19 protein-coding genes are annotated in these 20,646 nt (G+C 62.9%); 9 read left to right on the top strand and 10 right to left on the bottom strand.

Annotated elements, in window-relative coordinates:
• Positions 1–7: 7 nt before the first annotated feature.
• From OIU37_RS15080 to OIU37_RS15065, 4 genes are all read right to left on the bottom strand, one after another.
• Complete coding sequence (locus OIU37_RS15080) at positions 8–802, bottom strand: TIM barrel protein (RefSeq protein ID WP_264257987.1); 795 nt, start codon at positions 800–802, stop codon at positions 8–10.
• Positions 803–879: 77 nt separating this feature from the next.
• Positions 880–1,668, bottom strand: a complete 789-nt coding sequence (locus OIU37_RS15075) for an ATP-binding cassette domain-containing protein (RefSeq protein WP_029872562.1) — start codon at positions 1,666–1,668, stop codon at positions 880–882.
• Positions 1,668–2,789, bottom strand: a complete 1,122-nt coding sequence (locus OIU37_RS15070; RefSeq protein WP_264257986.1) for an ABC transporter permease — start codon at positions 2,787–2,789, stop codon at positions 1,668–1,670. Before OIU37_RS15070 ends, OIU37_RS15075 begins: the two co-directional genes overlap by 1 nt.
• Positions 2,790–2,894: 105 nt before the next feature.
• Positions 2,895–3,845 carry a sugar ABC transporter substrate-binding protein gene (locus OIU37_RS15065; protein ID WP_097620997.1) on the bottom strand — a complete coding sequence of 317 codons (951 nt, stop codon included), beginning with the start codon at positions 3,843–3,845 and terminating at the stop codon, positions 2,895–2,897.
• 181 nt (positions 3,846–4,026) lie between these two features.
• Here OIU37_RS15065 and OIU37_RS15060 point away from each other — a divergent pair, with 181 nt between their 5' ends.
• The 3 genes from OIU37_RS15060 (at position 4,027) to OIU37_RS15050 (ending at position 6,961) form a co-directional block, all read left to right on the top strand.
• Complete coding sequence (locus OIU37_RS15060) at positions 4,027–5,022, top strand: LacI family DNA-binding transcriptional regulator (RefSeq protein WP_264257985.1); 996 nt, start codon at positions 4,027–4,029, stop codon at positions 5,020–5,022.
• A 75-nt stretch (positions 5,023–5,097) separates the two neighbouring features.
• A complete protein-coding gene (gene iolE, locus OIU37_RS15055; RefSeq protein WP_264257984.1) occupies positions 5,098–6,009 on the top strand; it encodes a myo-inosose-2 dehydratase in 912 nt (303 codons plus the stop codon).
• Between the two features lie 67 nt (positions 6,010–6,076).
• Complete coding sequence (locus OIU37_RS15050) at positions 6,077–6,961, top strand: hypothetical protein (RefSeq protein WP_264257983.1); 885 nt, start codon at positions 6,077–6,079, stop codon at positions 6,959–6,961.
• A gap of 66 nt (positions 6,962–7,027) precedes the next feature.
• Here OIU37_RS15050 and OIU37_RS15045 read toward each other — a convergent pair whose 3' ends face one another.
• From OIU37_RS15045 to OIU37_RS15030, 4 genes are all read right to left on the bottom strand, one after another.
• A complete protein-coding gene (locus OIU37_RS15045; protein WP_264257982.1) occupies positions 7,028–8,401 on the bottom strand; it encodes a glutamate--cysteine ligase in 1,374 nt (457 codons plus the stop codon).
• A 147-nt stretch (positions 8,402–8,548) separates the two neighbouring features.
• Complete coding sequence (locus tag OIU37_RS15040; RefSeq protein WP_171601512.1) at positions 8,549–9,286, bottom strand: 16S rRNA (uracil(1498)-N(3))-methyltransferase; 738 nt, start codon at positions 9,284–9,286, stop codon at positions 8,549–8,551.
• Positions 9,287–9,306: 20 nt separating this feature from the next.
• A complete protein-coding gene (locus OIU37_RS15035; protein WP_264257981.1) occupies positions 9,307–10,803 on the bottom strand; it encodes an inorganic phosphate transporter in 1,497 nt (498 codons plus the stop codon).
• Positions 10,804–10,865: 62 nt separating this feature from the next.
• Positions 10,866–11,396, bottom strand: a complete 531-nt coding sequence (locus tag OIU37_RS15030) for an NUDIX hydrolase (RefSeq protein ID WP_171601510.1) — start codon at positions 11,394–11,396, stop codon at positions 10,866–10,868.
• 232 nt (positions 11,397–11,628) lie between these two features.
• Between OIU37_RS15030 and OIU37_RS15025 the strand changes: the two genes are divergently transcribed.
• Both OIU37_RS15025 and OIU37_RS15020 read left to right on the top strand, forming a co-directional pair.
• Positions 11,629–12,540, top strand: a complete 912-nt coding sequence (locus tag OIU37_RS15025) for a LysR substrate-binding domain-containing protein (protein ID WP_171601509.1) — start codon at positions 11,629–11,631, stop codon at positions 12,538–12,540.
• 280 nt (positions 12,541–12,820) lie between these two features.
• On the top strand, positions 12,821–13,981 hold the full coding sequence (locus OIU37_RS15020) for an adenosylhomocysteinase (RefSeq protein ID WP_264257980.1): 1,161 nt from the start codon (positions 12,821–12,823) through the stop codon (positions 13,979–13,981).
• Positions 13,982–13,999: 18 nt separating this feature from the next.
• Here the strand turns inward: OIU37_RS15020 and OIU37_RS15015 are convergent, their stop codons facing one another.
• Entirely contained in the window at positions 14,000–14,896 is an 897-nt protein-coding gene (locus OIU37_RS15015) for a LysR family transcriptional regulator (protein ID WP_171601507.1), read from the bottom strand.
• Positions 14,897–15,158: 262 nt separating this feature from the next.
• Here OIU37_RS15015 and OIU37_RS15010 point away from each other — a divergent pair, with 262 nt between their 5' ends.
• The 4 genes from OIU37_RS15010 to OIU37_RS14995 all read left to right on the top strand — a co-directional run bounded on the left by OIU37_RS15010 (position 15,159) and on the right by OIU37_RS14995 (position 19,862).
• Positions 15,159–16,598 carry an FAD-linked oxidase C-terminal domain-containing protein gene (locus OIU37_RS15010; protein WP_240602035.1) on the top strand — a complete coding sequence of 480 codons (1,440 nt, stop codon included), beginning with the start codon at positions 15,159–15,161 and terminating at the stop codon, positions 16,596–16,598.
• The gene (gene glcE, locus OIU37_RS15005) at positions 16,595–17,794 is read left to right on the top strand and encodes a glycolate oxidase subunit GlcE (RefSeq protein WP_264257979.1); all 1,200 of its coding nucleotides are present in this window, start codon (positions 16,595–16,597) and stop codon (positions 17,792–17,794) included. Before OIU37_RS15010 ends, glcE begins: the two co-directional genes overlap by 4 nt.
• A gap of 251 nt (positions 17,795–18,045) precedes the next feature.
• A complete protein-coding gene (glcF, locus tag OIU37_RS15000) occupies positions 18,046–19,356 on the top strand; it encodes a glycolate oxidase subunit GlcF (protein ID WP_264257978.1) in 1,311 nt (436 codons plus the stop codon).
• Positions 19,357–19,421: 65 nt separating this feature from the next.
• Positions 19,422–19,862: a hypothetical protein gene (locus OIU37_RS14995; protein WP_264257977.1), complete on the top strand. Its 441-nt coding sequence runs from the start codon at positions 19,422–19,424 to the stop codon at positions 19,860–19,862.
• Positions 19,863–19,880: 18 nt separating this feature from the next.
• On the opposite strand, the gene OIU37_RS14990 is transcribed toward OIU37_RS14995, so the two are convergent.
• Positions 19,881–20,555 (bottom strand): outer membrane protein, encoded by a 675-nt coding sequence (locus OIU37_RS14990; protein WP_017959134.1) that lies wholly within the window; start codon positions 20,553–20,555, stop codon positions 19,881–19,883.
• Positions 20,556–20,646: the final 91 nt, after the last annotated feature.

Here is a 20,646-nt window from a genome sequence, read left to right as displayed (position 1 = left end):
AGATGGATCAGAGGGTGAAGACGGTGCGGAAGGCTTCAAGCGCGGCTTCGGGATCGCCGGCCGACCAGGCTTCCATGCCGACCGGGCCGGAATAGCCCATGGCGTTCAGCGCGCGGGCGATGCCGCGCCAGTTGATTTCGCCGGTCCCCGGCTCGCAGCGGCCCGGCACGTCGGCCACCTGGATTTCGCCGATCCAGGGCAGGCATTTGCGGCAAAGCTCGATCAGGTTCCCTTCGCCGATCTGGGCATGGTAGAGGTCGAGATTGAGGCGAAGCCGGGGGTGATCGACGCTCGAGACCAGCGCCAGCGTGTCTTCCGCGCGTCCGAAGGGCACGCCCGGATGATCGACCGGTAGATTGAGGTTTTCGAGCGTGAAGGTGACGTTTTCCTCTTCGGCCATGTCGACGATGCGGAGGAGCGTGTCGCGCGCTTTCAGCCACATCGCGCCGGTGACCACTTCGACCGGCTGGACGGGTAGGCCCCCATCTCCGAGGCCGGTGCCGTGCAGGTTCAGCCGCTGCACACCGAGCCGCTTGCCGATCTCAGCGGTTTGGCGCGCCGTCCTTAAAAGTTCGGCGGCGCCCTCGTCGTCGGTCAGGCGGCCGGTGAGATAGCCGTTCATGATCGTGAAGGTCGCGCCTGTTGCTTCCAGTTTGGCGAGGTCGTGCTCCGGCCAGTTCCAGAGACCGACGCCGAAGCCCATTTCCTTCAGGCGCGCGGCGCGCCATTCGATCGGCTTGTCGCGCCAGAGCATTTCGGCGCAGGCGGCAAGCGAGAAGGGGGAAGTCTTGGCAGCACTCATGGCAGGGTTTCCATATCAAGGGTCTGAGGTGGAGAGAGCGGCGCGAGCGCCGCATCGTAGTTCGGGGTGAAGGTCGGTCAGATCGTTCCGCCGAGTTCTTCCGATAGGGTCTGCAGCTCCTTGCCGCCGGCCATCAGGTTTTGAAGGTCCTCGATGCCGATCTCGCTCTTCGAATAGGTGCCGAGCGTGCGGCCGCGGTTGAGCGCGGTGAAGCGGTTGCCGACAGCATAGGCGTGGCGAACATTGTGGGTGATGAAGATCACGCCGAGGCCCTTGCCGCGGACCTGGTTGATGTATTTCAGTACCATCGATGTTTGCGCCACGCCGAGTGCCGATGTCGGTTCGTCGAGGATCAACACCTTGGCGCCGAAATAGACCGCGCGCGCGATCGCCACGCATTGGCGCTCTCCGCCGGAAAGCGTGCCGACGGCCTGCTCGGGATCGCGCACATCGATGCCGATCCTGTGCATCTCGTCGCGCGTCACGTTGTTTGCGTGTTCCATGTCCATGCGCTTGAAGGGGCCGAAGCCTTTGAGCGGTTCGCGTCCCATGAAAAAGTTCCGGGTCACCGACATCAGCGGGATCATCGCGAGATCCTGATACACGGTGGCGATACCGGCATCGAGCGCGTCGCGCGGACCGGCAAAGGCGCGCGGCTGCCCTTCGACCAGGAATTCTCCCGATGTCGGCTTGAAGACGCCGGCGAGCGTATTGATCAGCGTCGACTTGCCGGCGCCGTTATCGCCGAGAAGGCAAAGCACTTCGTTGGCATTGACGGTGAGCGACACGCCGTTCAGCGCGATGATGGAGCCGAAGTGTTTGACGAGGTTCTTCACCTCGACGAGGGGCGTCTGAGACATGCTCATCAGCGTTCTCCCGTGACGCGTTTGCGAATGACATTGTTGAAGATCACCGCGATCAGCAGCATGCCGCCGAGGAAGACGAGGTACCAATCCTGGTCGATCGAGGTGTAGGTCAGGCCGATCAGCACCATGCCGAAGACGATCGAACCGAAGAATGCGCCGATGGCCGAGCCGTAGCCGCCTGTCAGCAGGCATCCGCCGATGACGGCGGCGATGATGGCTTCGAATTCCTTCTGGAAGCCGCGGCGCGCATCCGTCGAGCCTGCGTCAAGCACGGTCAGGATGGCGACCAGCGTGGCGCAGAGGGCAGTGATTACGAAAAGCGTGGTCTTGACGCGGGCAACCGGGACGCCCGATTTTCTGGCAGCGCGCGGATCGCCGCCGGCTGCGAAGATCCAGTTTCCGAAGCGGGTTCTGAGCAGGACCCAGGTAGCAAGAATGGCGATGCCGAAGAACCACAGGATCTCGACCGGAATTCCCGGCACTTTCGGCGTGCCGTTCGGGAAGGTCTCGATGATGCCGTGCCTGGCGAGCCATGAGAACAACCCGATGAAGGCGTCGCCCGAGAAGAATGGCGCGAGCGGGCTGCCGGCTGCGGCTTCCTTCATGCCACGCAGCTGCGTGGCGCCGCCGCTTGCCCATTTCAGGCCGACGAGCGTCAGGCCGCGCAGGATGAACAGGAAGGCAAGCGTGACGATGAAGGAGGGAAGGCCGGTACGCATGGTGATCTGGGCGTTGGTCACGCCGATCACGGCTGCGAAGGCCAGCGCAACGAGGATTGCCACGCTGAGCGGCAGGTGCAGAACGACGAGGGCGGTGCCGAAGACCAATCCGGCAAAGGCCACCATCGAGCCGATCGACAGATCGAATTCGCCGCCGATCATCAACAATGCCGCGCCGATCGCCAGAATGCCGAGCTGCGCGGCCGGCGCCATGAAATTGATCACGCCGGCCAGCGTGAACATGGCGGGATTGGCGGTGAAGAAAAAGAAGATGGTGACGAGCACCAGACCGGCGACGGCGCCGAGTTCCGGCCGCCGCAGCAGCGCGGTCAAACCCGAAACCTTTTTCAGCCGCTCATCGGATCGGGTGGCAGCCCCATTCTGTTCATTGGCGAGCGTCATGGTTCATTCCTCAAGGATTGGTCGTTGCCGTGCGTGCGCCTTCACGCGTGGAGGCGCGGCGTTGGAGGCAGCCTCCGCCCAGGCGGAAGCTGCCGCGGCTCCGCCTCAGCGGATGCCCTGGGAGGATTTCTCGATGACCGATGCGGCCGCATCCTTCTCGACGAAGCTCGGGCCGGAGGCGACGTTGCCTGCCGGGATCGTGCCGTAGCGGGCGTTGAGCGCCAGGAAGGTCACGGGGAGATAGCCCTGGAGGTATGGCTGCTGGTCCACCGCGAACAACGCCTTGCCGTCGGCGACAGCCTGCAGGAAGCCGGCGGACAGATCGTAGGATGCGACCTTGACCTTGTCGCCATTGCCCATCTTCTCGACGACGGCGACCGCACGCTCGCCGACGAGCGGAGCCGACAGGCCGAGAACGACATCGATGGACGGATCGGAGGTCAGAGCCGCCTGGATCTTCGCTTCAATTTCGGCCGGATCGGCCGTGGTCGGTAAAACGGTGACCTTGCCGCCTTCAAAGCCCTTCTCGGTGCCGGCGCAACGCTGATCCAGCGCTGCGTTGCCAACTTCCTGGTTGACGCAGAGGACGTGCTTCAGGCCGAGAGATTTGAGCTTGGCGCCGACCTTGACGCCTGCCGGCAGTTCGTCCTGGCCGACATGCAGCTTGATGCCGAGCTTTTCGGCCGCCGAAATGCCGGAGTTCATCGAGATGACCGGGATGCCGGCGGCAACGGCCTTCTCGATCGCCGAACCGAGCGCATCGGGATCGGGGTTCGAGATGACGATGCCCGCAGGGTTCTGGTTGACGGCGGCCTCGATCAGCTGTGCCATCGCCACCATGTCGAAGGTTTCGGGAGCGCGATAGTCGACCTTGACGTTGCTGTCCTTGGCCGCCTGCATCATGCCGTTCTTGACGATCGACCAGAACGGATCGGACGCCTGGCCGTGGGTGACGGCGATGATCGTCGGCTCCTGGGCCTTGGCTCCGACAGCCGCCGTGGTCGCAACGCCAAGGGCGAGGGCGCCGAATGCGAGCTTCTTCAAAATAGATGTCATGTCTTCCTCCTCTAGACCATCCACTCCTCAGGATGGCAAAAACGAATGCTACCGGGTGCAAACGTGCTTGCTACCGGGTGCAAACGGGTGCATCTTATTCACGGATGCGCTAAAATCAAGCATTCATTTCATCTGAATCATAAAATGGAATGTTTGTTTCATTTTTTGCGGGGAGGCATCATTGCGAAAAAGAGCGACGGCCAAAGAGGTCGCGGATGCGGCAGGCGTCTCGAAGTGGACGGTCATCCGGGCATTTACGCCGGGCGCCTCGATTACCGAGGAAAGCAAGCGTAGGGTTCTCGAGGCGGCGGCCGTGCTCAATTACACGCCCAACCTGCTCGCCCGTAGTCTCGCGACCAATCTGACGCATCAGGTCGCGGTCTTCGTCGACGACTTCGCCAATCCCCAGAAGCTGCCGTTCCTGGAAACCCTGACCGAACGTTTGCAGGCGGAAGGCCTGGTCGCGGTGCTGATCAATATCAACAATCACTTCGATCACGTCCATGCGCTGCTGAACGCCGATCAGCGTCAGGTCGACGCCGTCATCCTCTTCGGCACCGCCTTTCGCAACGAAACGCTGAGCGACCGGCAATTGGGCAGGGGCATGCCGCCGATGTTCGTCCTGGCGCGTGACAGCCAGATCGACGGGGTGCCGGCCGTCGTCTGCGACGCCGAACTGGCGCTGCGCGACATTGTCGACCACCTCTATGAAAGGGGATACCGGCGTCCCGGTTTCATGACCGGTGCGCCGGCGCTATCGACGGCGCTGCGGCGCCGGCAGCATTTCATCGATTTCTGGAAGGGGAAGGGGGTGGACGAGATCACCATTCTGTCCGCCGACAGATACAGCGCCGAAGCTGGGGCAGGATCCGTCCGTCACTATCTGAACGACATCGACCCGGCCGCAAGGGTCGACGTCCTCATGTGCGAAAATGATATCCTCGCCCTCGGAGCGATGGACGAGATCCGCGGCAATTTCGGACTGGGGATACCTGATGACATCGCCGTCGTCGGCTTCGACAATTACGAACTCGGCGGCGCCTCCTGCTATGGCCTGACGACCTATGAGCAGCCGAGGATCGAGATGGTGCAGGCGGTCATCGGCATGATCAAGGGCCGGCTGGAGCCGGAAACCGTAACCCTTCCCGGCAAGCTGGTCGTGCGCACATCCACATAGGCCATTTCCACATGGGGCGCTCCTTTTCGCGGCCACCAAGCGGCACTCTCAAGACATATCTCGGAGGAAATATCGATGACTGGACATATCACTGCCTTGCCCGTTGGCGTGCGTCTGGCGGTCAGTCCGCTGTCATGGGCCAACGACGTTCTGGAGGACCTCGGCGCCGACATATCGCTGGAAACCTGCCTCCGGGACGCTGCCGAGAGCGGCTATGAGGGGATCGAGCTCGGGCGGAAATTCCCGCGCGAGGCAGGAGCGCTCCGCTCGCTGCTGGACAGCCATGGACTTGCTCTCGCATCCGGATGGCATTCCGGCGAGTTGGCCGAGCGCAGTGTCGACGACGAGATGAAGGCCGTTGCCGGGCACGCCGCGCTGCTGCGAGCGATGGATTGCAAGGTGATGGTCTATGGCGAAGTCGCGATGATGACGCCTGGATTGCCGCTGGATGCACCGATGTCGCAGCGGTTGCGCATGCCGGCGGCCGAGGTGGCGGGATATGTCGGGCGCCCGACCGATTTCGCCGGACGCCTGGCGGCGGAATATGGTCTGACGCTTGCCTACCACCATCACCTGATGATGATCGCCGAAACGTTCGACGAGATATCGGCAATCTTTGACAAGACAGGCTCGGCGGCGGGACTGCTTCTCGATACCGGCCATGCCGTTGCCGGCGGCTTCGACTATGCCAGGCTGATCGATCGGTTCGGCGATCGCGTCGTGCACATTCATCTGAAAGACATTCGCGGTCCTGTTATCGACAAGGTGCGTGCGGGTGACATGAGCTTCAATGCCGGCGTGCGCCGGGGCATATTCACCGTCCCCGGCGACGGCATCATCGATTTCAAGCCGCTGGCCCGTTTCGTCAGGGACAGCGGCTATCGCGGATGGCTGGTCGTCGAAGCCGAGCAGGACCCCGCCGTCGCTGAACCACGCCCCGCCGTCGAGCGGGCATTTAAGCATGTGCAGGCAAATTTCCGGAGCTGAGCCGATTTCTTCGGCGGCATGATATCCTCACCGGAAACCGATCCCTGCGCGCCGGCGTTCTCCTTCCATGGCCGAAACGAAATCCCCCGCTGATCACGACGAGGCGCCGCCTGGCGAAGACGGTGCAAAGCCGGGCGCGGATATTTCCTTTCCCTATGACAGGATGACCGTCGAGCAATTCCGAAGACGCTTCCCCCGTGCCCGCTGGAGCGATGTCCGCAAGGCTTGGTTCGTTCCCGGGCGGACGGCGTCCCGCCGCATCGGACGATGGCTTGCCGAGATGGAGGCCGAGACCGACGCCCATGCGGATGCGAAGGGACGCGACGCCTTCGTCTTCGATCCCATCGACAGTCCATATCTCGAACTCGGCAAGGCAGGCTTCCGAATCCGCACGCCCTATTCGAAGACCGTCGTCGACGAACTGCGCGAGGTGCCATTCTCGCGATGGGATGGCGATCTCAGGATATGGCACGTGCCCTTCCGGTCCTATGAGGAACTCCGACGCCGGTGGCCTGATATCGAGGCGGCGGCGCGCGGAAACGAGCCGGAGGAGAGACGGCGTCGCGCCGAGGAGCGGAAGGGGAGCGAACAGGACAGGCGCAGCAAGCTCCGCTCTGCGGAACGAAAGCGTCATCGCTACCCGCTTCAGGGCGACGACTTGCCGCCGATAGGCCGTCCTGTGGTCATCGCCTACGGAATCGTCGTCTTTACCGATATCACCGGCGAACTGGTCGACCCGAACATCGTTACGGACTTCTATCCCGGCGTGACCGAGGATCACGTCTGGGGATTTTGGCGGGTGCCCACATTGGAAGAACTCGTCCGCACCTGGCCTGCGAAGATGCCATCAGTTCAGGACGCCGAGTGGTGGCTGCCGACGATCGAGGAACTGAGGCCTGCCCGCCGCACGGCAAGATCGCGCGAAGCCAGGAAGCGCGCGACGGCGCCGTGACCACAGCTTCCCACTGCATATTCTTTGAATCAGTTCCGATTTAGGTAACTATCCAATGGCTCAGGCTCAGTACTGATAGTCCTCGAAGACCGGTTCCACGGAGCCGTGCCAGCGGCCGTGATAGAGCGACAGCAGATCCTCGGCGAGCGTCGCCTTTTTGGCGAGCACTTCTTCGAGCGGCGCCAGGAAGATGCTCTCGTCCTGGCCTTCCCGGTTGAGCCTGCCGCGCGCCTTGAGGCCGGCTCTTGATATGCCGATCACCTCGCGCGCCATGTCGAACAGTGGATGGCCGCGGAATTGCGCCTTCAAGCCTTCGGCGGGAACGGCGTTGCGCAGCGCCCCGATCTCGGCAAAGCTCCAATCCTTGGTCAGTTCGTCGGCGGCTTCGAGTGCCGCATCATCGTAGAGCAGGCCGACCCAGAAGGCCGGCAAGGCACAGATCCGGCGCCACGGGCCGCCGTCGGCGCCGCGCATTTCGAGGAAACGCTTCAGCCGCACGTCGGGGAAAAGTGTCGAGAGATGGTTCGTCCAGTCACCCATCGTCGGCGCCGGATCGGCGACCTCGCCCTTCAATGCGCCGTTCATGAACTGGCGGAAGGTGACATGGGTACAGTCGTGATAGCGGCCATCGCGGACGATGAAATACATCGGCGCGTCGAGCGCCCATTCGGCATAGTCGCGGAAACCGAAATCATCGCGGAAGGTGAAATCGAGCAGGCCGGCGCGCCGGTTGTCGACATCGCGCCAGATATCGCCGCGCCAGGAGAGCAGCCCGTTCGGCTTGCCCTCGGTAAAGGGCGAGGATGCGAAAAGCGCGGTCGCCAGCGATTGCAGCTTCATCGACACGCGCATCTTCTTGCGCATGTCGGCTTCCGAGGAGAAATCGAGATTCACCTGGATCGTGCAGGTGCGGTACATCATGTCGAGACCCTGGGTGCCGACCTTCGGCATATAGCGGGTCATGATCTCGTAGCGTGATTTCGGCATCTGCGGGGTTTCCGCATAGGTCCATTTCGGACTGCCGCCGATGCCGAGGAAGCGGATGCCCATCGGTTCGGCAATTTCGCGCAGCGTCGCCAGATGCTGGTTCGATTCCTTGCAGGTCTCGTGGATCGTCTCCAGCGGCGCGCCGGAGAGTTCGAATTGGCCGCCGGGCTCGATCGAAATCGCGCCCATGCCGTGCCGCTCGGCAAGACCGATGATGTTGCCGCCGTCGGTGATCGGCTCCCAGCCGCTTTTTTTCTGCAGGCCGGTCAAGAGGGCCGAAATACTGGCATTGCCGAAATAGGGAACCGGGCTGTTGTCGGCGCGGAAGAAGGCGAATTTCTCGTGTTCGGTGCCGATCCGGAAGCGCTCCCGCGGCTTGTTGCCCGCGGCGATATAATCGGTCAGATCCTGGACCGAAGAGAGCGGTGTCTGGTCGGTGGTGTCGCGGGCCATGCGGGATACCTGTATTCGAAAAGGCGCCCAGGGGGCCGGGCAATTGGAAGGGTGATTTGGACCCAAGCCACCCATGTTGCAAGTGAAATTGTTTCAACGACGCATCAAAAAAATAGCAGCGATTTCCATGTCAACCCGTTTCTGTGGTCAGTTCCAGTCGCCGATCGCCGCCTGCACCACCGCCAGGGCCGCGACAGCTGCCGTATCGGCCCTCAGGATGCGCGGTCCGAGCGGAATGGCGGTGACGAAATCAAGGCTTCGAAGCCGCGCGCGTTCCTCTTCCGAAAAGCCGCCTTCCGGCCCGACGAGCAGAGCGAGATGTCTTTCCCTGATCGCCGACAGCACCGGCAGCGGGTTCTGCCCGGCATCGCCCTCGTCGCAATAGATGATGCGGCGCTCTTTCGGCCAGCGGTCGAGCAGGTCGAGAAGCTTCACCGGCTCGGCCACATCGGGGATGCCGAGGATGCCGCATTGCTCCGCCGCCTCGACGACATTGGCGCGCAGCTTGTCGAGATTGGTGATCTTGCCCTGGACGTGCTGGGTCATGACCGGCTGCAGCAGGCCGGCTCCCATTTCGACCGCCTTCTGCACAAGGTAGTCCATGCGGCCGACCTTGAGCGGCGCAAAGAGATAGTGCAGGTCGCAAGGCAGCGGCTGCGGCCGCGTCTCTTCGGTTGCCGTCAAAAGGATGCGTTTGCGCGTGGGGAAGGTAAGGGTCGCTTTCCACTCGCCGTCGCGGCCGTTGAAGAGCAGGATCTCCGCACCTTCCTCCATCCTCAGCACATTGCCGAGATAGTTGAACTGATCGGCATTCGCCTCGATGACGGCGCCGCGGGAAAGCGGCGCGTCGACGAAAAGCCGTTGCATACGGAAATTGGCGCGCATTCGAAAAAAAACTCGGGGTTTCAGATGAAGAGCGCGAACATAACCCAATAAATCATAGCCGCAAGCACTCCCGAAACCGGCACGGTGACGATCCAGGCGGCGACGATCGTCATGAAATGCGAACGGCGCACGAGATAGCGCCGCCGGGTCTCGTGGATATTCGGCTCTTCCGGCTCGTCGATGTCGAAGCTTTCGGCCTTGCGCCGGATATAGGCGATGCGGGCCTTCGAATGGCGCGTGTACCATTCGCGGAAGAAGCCGACGCCGAACACGGAGCCCACGGCGATATGCGTGGTGCTGACCGGCAGGCCGAGCCAAGAGGCGACGATGACGGTGAAGGCGGTCGACAACGCGACGCAATAGGCCCGCATCGGATTGAGCTTGGTGATCTCCTCGCCGACGAGGCGGATGAGGCGCGGCCCGAAGAGCAACAGGCCGACGGAGATGCCGAAGGCGCCGATCAGCATCACCCAGAGCGGCGGGTGCCCGATGGCGTCACCGCCGATGCCGACCGAATGGACGATCGCCGAAAGCGGCCCGACCGCGTTCGAAACATCGTTGGCGCCATGCGCGAAGGATAGCAGTGCTGCGGAGCCGATCAATGGCAGCTTAAACAGCACACGCAGCGAGCTGTTGCGGTTTTCGAGATCCCGCGCTTGGGCGAGAACGAGCGGCCGGACGGCAAACCAGCTCACCAGCCCGATGCCGATCCCGATAAGGATGATGGTGAAAGACTGATATTTCCCCGTGGGCGACAGCTGCAGCACCATATAGGCCATGAAGCCGCCGGCCATCACTGCGACCAGCACCGGCACCCAGTGCCGCGCGGCCGCGACCTTGTCGTCGCGATAGACGATCAGGGTCTTCACAAGATAAAGCAGCCCGGCGGCAATCAGCCCGCCGATCAGCGGCGAGGTGATCCAGCTCGCGGTGATCTCCAGCATCACCCGCCAGTTCACCGGCTCCGGCCCGACGGCTGAGATGCCGGCGCCGATCACCGCTCCGACGATCGCATGGGTGGTGGAAACCGGCGCGTTCATCCAGGTTGCGAGGTTGATCCAGAGGGCGGCGGCCGTCAGCGCCGCCATCATGATCCAGCCGAGTATGGCTGGCGGCACCTGGACGGCATCGACGATGTTTGCGGAAATTGTCTTGACGACCTCGCCGCCGGCGATCGTGGCGCCAAGGATTTCGAAAATCGCAGCGATGATGAGTGCCTGGCCCATCGTCATGGCGCGCGCGCCGACGGCGGCGCCGACATTGTTGGTCACGTCATTGGCGCCGATGTTCATCGCCATGTAGCCGGCAAGGGCTGCCGCCGCCACGACGAGCACTGCCCCCGGCTGGTCGAACACATAAACACCGGCAAAGAGCATGGCCAGACCGACAAAGATCAACCCGAGACCAGGTGTCACCAGCCGCCGCAAAACATGCTTCGCCGCGTCCTCGGCATGGGTGATCTTGTCGAGGTCCTTGTCGAGCGTGCGTTTCGTGAGGACTGCGGGACGTGGCGGCATTCTTTTTCCTGAGGATGAATCTGCTTCTACGCTGCTTTCCTAGCAGCGCAAGATGGCAGGATTCATTCTGCCGGAATTTGTTTCATTGCCGGACTTTGCTTTGCCGCCTTAGCCGAAAGCCTGTCGGCCATCCTTTGTTTGAAGGCGAGGAAAAGGTGGCGGAGCTCCGGTTCGCGCACGCGCCCGGCCGCCTCGTCGAACGAGACCCATTCGATGCGGCGCTCGCCCTTTTCCTTGAAGTTCTTCGCCATGTCGGTGACTTCAAGTGCATAGACCTGCACCTTGCAGATCACCTGCACCCCGTCACGCAGCACCTTCGAATAGGTGTAGGCGCCAAGCGTCTCCGTTTCGACCATGCCGCGTACGCCGGCTTCCTCGAAGGCTTCCTGCATCGCGACCTCATGGGCGCATTTGCGCGTCATCGGCCAGCCCTTGGGAATGACCCAGCGGCCGGTGTCGCGGCTGGTCATCAACAGTACCTCGACCTCGCCGCTCTTCTTCTTTACCCGATAGCAGAGCGCACCATATTGCTGTCGCGGCGGACGCCGGAACATCAGTTGCACATCGGAAGCCAGTCGGGCGAAAAGAGTCAATGGTCGGGTCACCTTCGCAGTCGTCGTTAGGAATCACTCATATACGTATATCACGGAAAGCTTACTCAATCCAAAATAGGCATGACGATTCGAAGCGCGATTTGATCGCCGTTCATAGGGGAAATCGAGGTGGAACAGGTCGGAAAATCCGTCACACCCTGTCTCGAATCCGTCACTTTGCACAGCTGTACAATATGGCGTGATCTTGCCTTTCGTTCAATGGCGAGATCTAGTGATCCACTATGATTTTGTGAATGTCGTCCTCATGCGTCTTCCACCGCTCAATGCCATCCGCGCCTTCGAGGCCGTCTGCCGTCACGGCAGTATTCTGAAGGCTGCCGAAGAGCTGAACGTGGTGCGGGGCGCTGTACGCCAGCAGATCGACACGCTGGAGAATCACTTCGGCCGCAAGCTCTTCACGCGTGACGGCCGCAGGCTGGTCCCGACCCCGCAGGCCAGTGCTTTCGCCGAGGCTTCGAGTGCGGCTCTCGACATTCTGCAGCGCGCCGCTTCGGAACTCGAAGGCGCCGCGCCGGCCCGCATCCGCCTTGGCGTGCCCTCCGCCTTCGCGGTCTGGTGGTTGATGCCGCGCGTGGCAGGCATGCAGGCAAGCCTCGGCGATATCGCGGTCGATATCGTGCCGATGGCGGTGGTCGAGCCGCTGCAGATGCACCCGGAATTGGACGCTGTGATCATGGGCGGAGAATACCGTCCAGCCACGGGCATCACCGCCCTGCGGTTCATGGAGGACGAGTTCGGCCCGGTCGCCACGCCGGCGCTTGCCGCGACACTATCGAGCGACCCTGCATCGATGGCCACGCTGACGATGCTTATCAGCCGCAGCGTTCCGAAGCTCTGGGACGAATGGTTTGCCGAAAGCGGCACGGCGCCGGTCGTCTTTCCCCGCGCCCAAGAATTCGAGGATCTGCTCCTGGCGCTGGCTGCTGCCCGTTCCGGGCTGGGCGTCGCGCTTGCGCCACGCGCTTCGATCGAGGACGATCTTCAGCGCGGGCATCTGGTCGCGCCCTACGGTTTCATCTCCCGGCCATCGGGCTATAGCCTCTGCTGCCGAACGCCGGATGCGAAACGGCCGGCCTTTGCAAGTTTATCCGCCTGGCTGCTTCGCTGCGGGACGTCGGCTTGAAGGGGCGTGGCTGTGAGGTTCGCGCTAAATGGCTGCCCCTCACCCTAACCCTCTCCCCGTAAAAACGGGGCGAGGGGACGTGCCCTGCGAGAGGCTGCGAGGGACGGAGAGGTTGCGGCATATCCCCTTCGCCCCGCGTGCGGGGAGAAGGTGGCGGCAGCCGGATGAGGGGCTGCTTCCAACCCGAAAGGGCAGATTTTCTGCCCCTTGGCCAGAATTACTTCCATATTCGCAGCCCTGTTGCTCCGCTAAACAGCACCAACACGCAAATAGGAAAGAGATGATGGAAAAGAGCGCAACCCGCATCGACTGGATCGGCAACAGCTGCCGGCTGCTCAAGGCGTCGGCCGCCGAATTCGAGCGGACGCGTCCTTTCGAGGGCCTGTCGATCGGCACCGGCATTCATCTGGAGCCGAAGACGGTGGCGCTGCTGATGACGCTTCGTGCCGGCGGCGCGCGTCTCGTCTGCACCGGCAATCTCAACAGCACCCAGCCTTCGACGGTCGCGTTCCTGCGTTCGGAAGGCATCACGGTCTTCGCCACGCAGACGACCGATCCCGTCGCTCATCATCAGAGCCTCGAAGCAGTGATCGCGGAAAAGCCGGACCTACTGCTCGACAATGGCGGCGATCTCTTCGCCATCGCGGCGGAAAAACCCTACGCCAATCTCCGCGGCGGCACCGAGGAGACCACCTCGGGCCGCACCCGTCTGCTGCCGTTGCGCGAGCGGCTGAAGATGCCGATCCTCGTCATCAACGACAGCCCGATCAAGCAGTTCGCCGAAAACAGGCATGCCGTCGGCCAGAGCCTGTTCGAAAGCTACCTACGCTTCACCAACCGCTCCACCAACGGCAAACGCGTGACGGTCTTTGGCTACGGCGCCTGCGGCAAGGGCACGGCTGCCTGTTTCCGCAATGCTTTTTCCACGGTCAGCGTCGTCGATATCGATCCGGTGACGACGCTCGAAGCCCATCTCGATGGTTTCACCACACCGCTGCGCGACCAGGCGATCCGCTCGGCCGATATCATCGTCACCGTCACCGGTTTTGCCGGCATCGTGACGGCAGCCGACCTGCCGCTCGTCAAGGACGGCGCGATCCTGATGAATGGCGGCCATTTCCCGCATGAGATCGATGTCGAAGCCTTCCGCCGCCATCCCGATGTCATCGGCATCGACCGCTATGAGGCCGATCACATCGAGACCTTCCATCTCGGCGACGGCCGCTCCTTCCACGTGCTCGGCGACGGCCACATGGCCAATCTCGCCGGCCCGCGGCCGCTCGGCAATACCGTCGAATCGATGGATCTCGGCTTCACCCTTCAGGCCCGCTGCCTGGAACGCATCGCCAGGGGCGAAGCCGGTCCCCAATCCTGCCTCGTGCCGGTGCCCCGCGATATCGATGCGATGGTGGCGAGCGCCTACCTCGATCTGGCGCGCTGAATCGGCGTCGAAGCGGCCTCAACGCTCCCAATAGGGGACAGGCCCATAAAGCTCTGCCAGATAGTCGATGAACAGCCGCACCTTGGCCGGCAGGAACTGCCGGCTGGGATAGACGGCCGACAGCGCGACATTGTGCGAGCTTTCATAGGCCGGCAGCACCTGCACCAGGCGGCCGGCTTTGAGCTCTTCGCCGATATCCCAGGTGGAGCGGAGCGCGATCCCGAGGCCGGCGATCACCGCCTCGCGGATCACCTCGCTGGAATTGGTGATGAGCAAGCCTTCCGGCCTGATGCTGAGCGCCCCGTCCGGCCCCTTCAGCCGCCAGGTGTCGTTATTGTGCGCCGGCAGGCAGCGGTGGTGTTTCAACTCGTCGATGTGCTTCGGCTCGCCATGCGTTGCAAGATAGTCCGGCGAGGCGCAGAGCAGCCGGCGCACCGGCGCCAGCCTTCGGGCCACGAGGCTCGAATCGGTGAGTTCGGCGATGCGGATCGCCAGATCGAAACCGCCGCCGACGATGTCGCTGAATTCGTCGGTCAGCACCAGGTTGATCGCAAGCTCCGGATGCGCCTCCATGAAATCCTTCAGATGCGGTGCTATATGCATGCGCCCGAAGGAGGTCGGCGCTGAAATCTTCAGCGTGCCGTGCATCTGCGCCGAGCGGCCGGAAATATAGAATTCCGCCTCTTCGAGCCCGGCGAGAATGCCGAGGACGCGGTCGTAGAAGCCCTGTCCGGCCTCCGTCAGCGAGATCTGCCGCGTCGTGCGCTGCAGAAGCCGGGTGCCGAGCCGGTCCTCCAGCCGCTTGATCCGTTTGGAGACGACGGCCGGCGAAAAGCCGAGCGCCCGCCCGGCGAGCGACATGCTTCCGGTCGAAACGACCTTGGCAAAGATTTCGAGATCACCCAGATTGGTCATAAGGTTTTGCGACTTTTCCCCTTTTGGCATAAGTGCTTAGCATTTGCGCCACTTTCGGGAAAGTGCTAGAGCAATTCCAGGAAAAGTGCGAAGCGGTTTTCCGTCCGGAATTGCGTAAAAACAAAAAATTAGAACGGTTCTGCGCTTCCATGAAAAGCTGAACCGCTCTAAGCCGGTTTATCGGCGGCAGGGAGGTTCGCGGCCGGTTTCCTCTACCATCTTCCCGCTGTCATTCCCCGTCGTCAGGGCCAGGGAGAACGCCATGTCCGACGCCATTTCGTTTCTCAGCCCCCGCGCCGATGTCTTGGCACGCAGAGCCCAGATCGTTACCGATCTGACCGATCTTCTGCCGCCGGAATGCCTGGTGCATGAGGCGCGCGAGCTGGTGCCGTTCGAGACCGATGCCTTCGTGTCCTACCGCCGCCTGCCGCTCGCCGTCGCCCTGCCGCGCACCACGGCCGAGGTTTCGGCCGTCATGCGCTATTGCCATCGCTATGGCATTCCGGTCGTGCCGCGCGGCGCCGGCACCTCGCTCTCCGGCGGCGCCATTCCGCAGGAGGACGCCGTCGTTCTTGGCCTGTCGAAGATGAACAGCATCCTCGAAATCGATCTGCCGAACCGCGTCGCTGTGGTTCAGGCGGGCGTCACCAATCTCAATATTTCCGAATCCGTCACCGCGGACGGCTTTTTCTATGCGCCTGACCCGAGCTCGCAGCTTGCCTGCACCATTGGCGGCAATATCGGCATGAATTCCGGCGGCGCCCACTGCCTGAAATACGGCGTCACCACCAACAATCTGCTCGGCGTCAGGATGGTGCTGGTCGACGGCACGGTGATCGAGCTTGGCGGCAAGGCGCTGGATGCGGCAGGCTATGACCTGCTCGGCCTCGTCTGCGGCCATGAAGGTCAGCTCGGCATCGTTACCGAGGCGACGGTGCGGTTGATCGCCAAGCCGGAAGGCGCGCGCCCCGTGCTCTTCGGCTTCGAAAGCTCGGAGGAGGCCGGCGCCTGCGTTGCCGATGTCATTGCCGCAGGCATCATCCCGGTTGCGATCGAATTCATGGACAAGCCGGCGATCGAGATCTGCGAGGCCTTCGCCCATGCCGGTTACCCGCTCGATGTCGGCGCGTTGCTGATCGTCGAGGTCGAGGGGTCGGAAGCGGAGATGGACGCCGCGCTGAAGGACATCGTCGAGATCGCCCGCCGGCACGCTGTCAAGACCGTGCGCGAATGCCAGTCGGCGACCGAGGCGGCGCTGATCTGGAAGGGCCGCAAATCCGCCTTCGGCGCCACCGGCCGCATCGCCGACTATATCTGCATGGACGGCACCGTGCCGCTCAGCCAGCTTTCCTACGTGCTGAAGCGGACCGCCGAGATCGTCGATCATTATGGCCTGCGTGTCGCCAACGTCTTCCATGCCGGCGACGGCAATATGCACCCGCTGATCCTCTTCAACGCCAATGATCCGGAGGATGCCGCCCGCGCCGAGGCGGCCGGCAACGATATCCTGAGGCTCTGCGTCGATGCCGGCGGCTGCCTCACCGGCGAACATGGCGTCGGCATCGAGAAGCGCGATCTGATGCGGCACCAATATTCCGAGGCCGATCTCGCCCAGCAAATGGCGGCGCGCGCCGCCTTCGATCCTGGCTGGATCCTCAATCCGTCGAAGGTCTTCCCGCTCGAAGGGCGCCCCGCCGCATGATCGATCTGATGCCGACGAGCGAGGAAGAGGCAGCAGTGATCGTCCGCGCCCATACGGAAAGCGGCCAGCCGCTCGCGATCTGCGGCGGCGATAGCCGCTCGGGCTTCGGCAATGCCGTTGCCGCCGAAGACCGGCTGCGCTCGACAAAAATCTCCGGCATCGTCGCCTATAATCCCGGCGAAATGGTCATGACCGTCCGATCCGGCACGCCGCTTGCCGAGGTCGAGGCGGCTCTTTTAGAGAGCGGCCAGATGCTCGCCTTCGAGCCGATGGATCATCGCCCTGTAATGGGCACATCGGGCGAGCCGACCATTGGCGGCGTCTTTGCCGCCAATGTTTCCGGTCCGCGTCGGCTGATCGCGGGTGCCGCCCGCGACAGCCTGCTCGGTGTGCGCTTTGTCAACGGCAGGGGCGAGATCATCAAGGCCGGCGGCCGGGTGATGAAGAATGTCACCGGCCTCGACCTCGCCAAGCTGATTGCCGGCTCGCATGGCACGCTGGGTTTCCTCACCGAAGTCACCTTCCGCGTGCCGCCGCGCCCGAAGACGGAGCGGACGGTGGTGCTATCAGGTCTCAACGACGCCGCGGCGGCAAACGCCATGGCGGCGGCAATGGCGCTGCCGGTCGAAGTCTCGGGCGCCGCCCATCTGCCGCTGACGGTGACGTGGAAATTCCTCGCCGGCAAATTGCCCGAAGGCGAGGCGACGGTCCTGCGCATCGAAGGCCTGCCGGGCTCGGTCAACGTGCGCATCGAAAAGCTTGCCGCGGCAATGTCGGGCTTCGCCACGGTCACGCGCCTGGAGCAGCCGGAAAGCTCCAGCCTGTGGCAGGAAATCCGTGACGTCCTGCCCTATGCCGACGGCACCGCGCGGCCGGTCTGGCGAGTCTCGGTCGCCCCCGGCACCGGCCATCAGCTGGTCGCGGCTCTCCGCCTCGAAGCCGGCGTCGACGCCTTCTACGACTGGCAGGGCGGCCTCGTCTGGATGCGCATGGAGGCAGGCCCAGAAGCCGAACTGGTCCGCCGCTTCATCAAGGCGCTCGGCGGCGGCCATGCGACGCTGATCCGCGCATCGGCTGAGGCGAGGGCGGTCACCGCTGCCTTCCATCCGGAGCCCGAGGCGGTGGCAATGTTGTCGCGGCGGGTGAAGGAGAAGTTTGATCCGGCCGGCATATTCAACCCGGGGAAGATGGGGTGAGGAACAAGATGAGTCTGCGTCTGGGTTACCCCCCTCTGTCCTGCCGGACATCTCCCCCACAAGGGGGGAGATTGAGCAGGAGCCGTGCCGGTCTCACTCCAAAGTACCGGAATTACGAACTCGAAGATTGCGAGATGGGAAACCGTTGCGGCATACCGATCTCCCCCCTTGTGGGGGAGATGTCCGGCAGGACAGAGGGGGGTATTCCAAGCGCTACGCCCGAGATTCTCCCGAAGCGGAGATCCCGCTAGATGCAAACCAACTTCACCCTGACCCAGCTCCTCGATCCCGATGTCGCCGAATCCGAGCAGATCCTGCGCAAATGTGTCCATTGCGGATTCTGCACCGCCACCTGTCCCACCTATGTGACGCTCGGAAACGAGCTCGACAGTCCGCGCGGCCGCATCTACCTGATCAAGGATATGCTGGAGAACGGCCGGCCCGCCGATGCCGAGGTCGTCACCCATATCGACCGCTGTCTGTCCTGCCTTGCCTGCGTCACCACCTGTCCCTCCGGCGTCGATTACATGCATCTGGTCGATCACGCCCGCGCCCATATCGAAAAGACCTACAAACGCCCGTTCATGAACCGGCTGACGCGCGCCATCCTTGCTGCCGTGCTGCCCTATCCCGGCCGTTTCCGCCTGGCGCTCAATCTCGCCCGTCTCGGCCGGCCCTTCGCCGGTCTGATGCGGGGTGGCGCGTTGAAACCCTTTGCCGCCATGCTGGCGCTTTCGCCGCGCCGCATCCCGGCCGCTTCGGACTTCGCAAAGCCCGGCAGCTACATGCCCGAGACGGAACGGCGCGGCCGGGTGGCGATCCTTTCCGGCTGCGCCCAGCCGGTGCTCGATCCCGGCATCAACGCGGCGGCGATCCGCCTGCTGACGCGGTTCGGCGTCGAGGTCGTGATGCCGGAAGGCGAGGTCTGCTGCGGCTCGCTGGTCCATCACATGGGCCGCGCCGAACAGGCACTCGGAAGTGCCCGCGCCAATGTCGATATCTGGACGCGCGAGATCGACGGGCAGGGCCTCGACGCGATCATCATCACCGCTTCGGGCTGCGGCACGACGATCAAGGATTACGGCCACATGCTGCGCCTCGATCCCGCCTATGCCGCAAAGGCGGCCAGGGTTTCGGCGTTAGCCAAGGACGTCACCGAATATCTGGCAACCCTCGACCTGCCGGCGCACATGCCAAAGGGCATCACCGTCGCCTACCATTCCGCCTGTTCCATGCAGCACGGCCAGCGCATCACGCTCGCGCCGAAGCAATTATTGAAAGCGGCGGGATTTACGGTGCGCGATCCGGCCGAAGGCCATCTCTGCTGCGGCTCCGCCGGCACCTACAACATCATGCAGCCGGAGATCTCGGCTGCGCTGAAGGCGCGCAAGGTCAAGAACATCGAGGCCACCAAGGCCGACGTCATCGCCACCGGCAATATCGGCTGCATCACCCAGATCGCCACCGGCACCGGCATGCCGATCCTGCATACGGTCGAGCTTCTCGATTGGGCCTATGGCGGCGCTGTGCCGGAAAAATTAACAGGTTTGCCGTTAGGCTGAGACCTATTGCAGCGCCGCGCATCTTATCGAGAGCCGCAAAGGACGCTGTCTCGGGAGGTTAGGCGATGTGGCGTGGAATGATCGTATTTGCGGGACTGCTCGGTGCGGCAGGCACTGCCCATGCGAATAGTCGTTTTTTCTGTTCCGCCGACGACAAGGAAGCGCGCTTCACGCTGGAAAGCGGTTTCGAGAGCGCCGCCGGCCACAAGCTCAACCATTTCCGCGGCGCGCTGATCATCAAGGATCCGGCCCAAGAGGCGGTGTTCGGAAAGCGTGTTTTCGAATCGCAGCACCTGACCAACCATTGGTCGCGTGACGGCGAACTGCTCATGGAAGTCTTCGACGGCGGCGAAGATGACACCGGTGGAGCAACGCTGGATCTGGTGGTTGTCGCCGGCGAGCGCGGCAAGCCGGCAGCAAATTTCAGCGGCAGCTATTCCCTGACGATCGAAGGCGGTGAAAAACCCTATGCCGTCGAGGGCAAGGTCAGCTGCGGCACGAAATAGCACCGCAGCTGAAATTTATCACCAATGGAATGATACGCCGACATTGACGGCATTGGTGAAGATGTTGGTCTTCAGCCGGTCGCCGCTGTCGATCGGAACGTCGACGCGCGAATAGGTGCCCTTGTATTCGACGAAGGTCGACCAGCGCTCGGTCACCTTGAAGTCGACGCCGGCCTGGGCCTGCAGCGTCACGCCGCCGAATTCATAAGCCCAGGTCTTGCCCTCGGGGCGAATCACTTCGACATGCGGAATGTTCACGCCGATGCCGGCGCCGAGATAGGGCGTCCAGCGGCGGGCCGGATCCTGGAAGCGGTAGAGACCGTTCACGGTGAGCAGGTTCAGGCCGTCGGTGAACTCGAAATGCGACCAGCCGGCCTTGGCGAGCGTGTCGTCGTCGGCATAGACCTTGTCATGGGTAAAATCGAGCGAGATCCCCCAGTTCGGCTTGTTGAAGTCCTCGAGCCACCAGGTGACGCGGGCGCCGTAATAAGGCGGGCTGCCGAAGGACTTGCCTTCCCAGCCGGCGGTGAAACTCGTGCCGTCCGAAACGTCGACGCCGCTATGCGGGGCGGTCTGGTAGCCGCCGTAAATGGAGAATTGCAGGTCTTCCGCCGAGGCGGAAACTGCCGAACAGATGGTAAAAAACGCGATGCCCGCAAACAGGGAAGCGGAGGAACGCAGCGCAGATGTCATTGAATAGCCCCGATATAAATATGTCGACTCTTAGGCACGTGTGCCAGCTTTTCGCCGCAAAGTCTAAGCAAAACAAAAGGCGCGTCAAATT

The organism is Rhizobium sp. BT-226, from assembly GCF_025847085.2.
GTDB lineage: Bacteria > Pseudomonadota > Alphaproteobacteria > Rhizobiales > Rhizobiaceae > Rhizobium > Rhizobium sophorae.
This window is presented reverse-complemented; position numbering and strand designations above follow the sequence as displayed.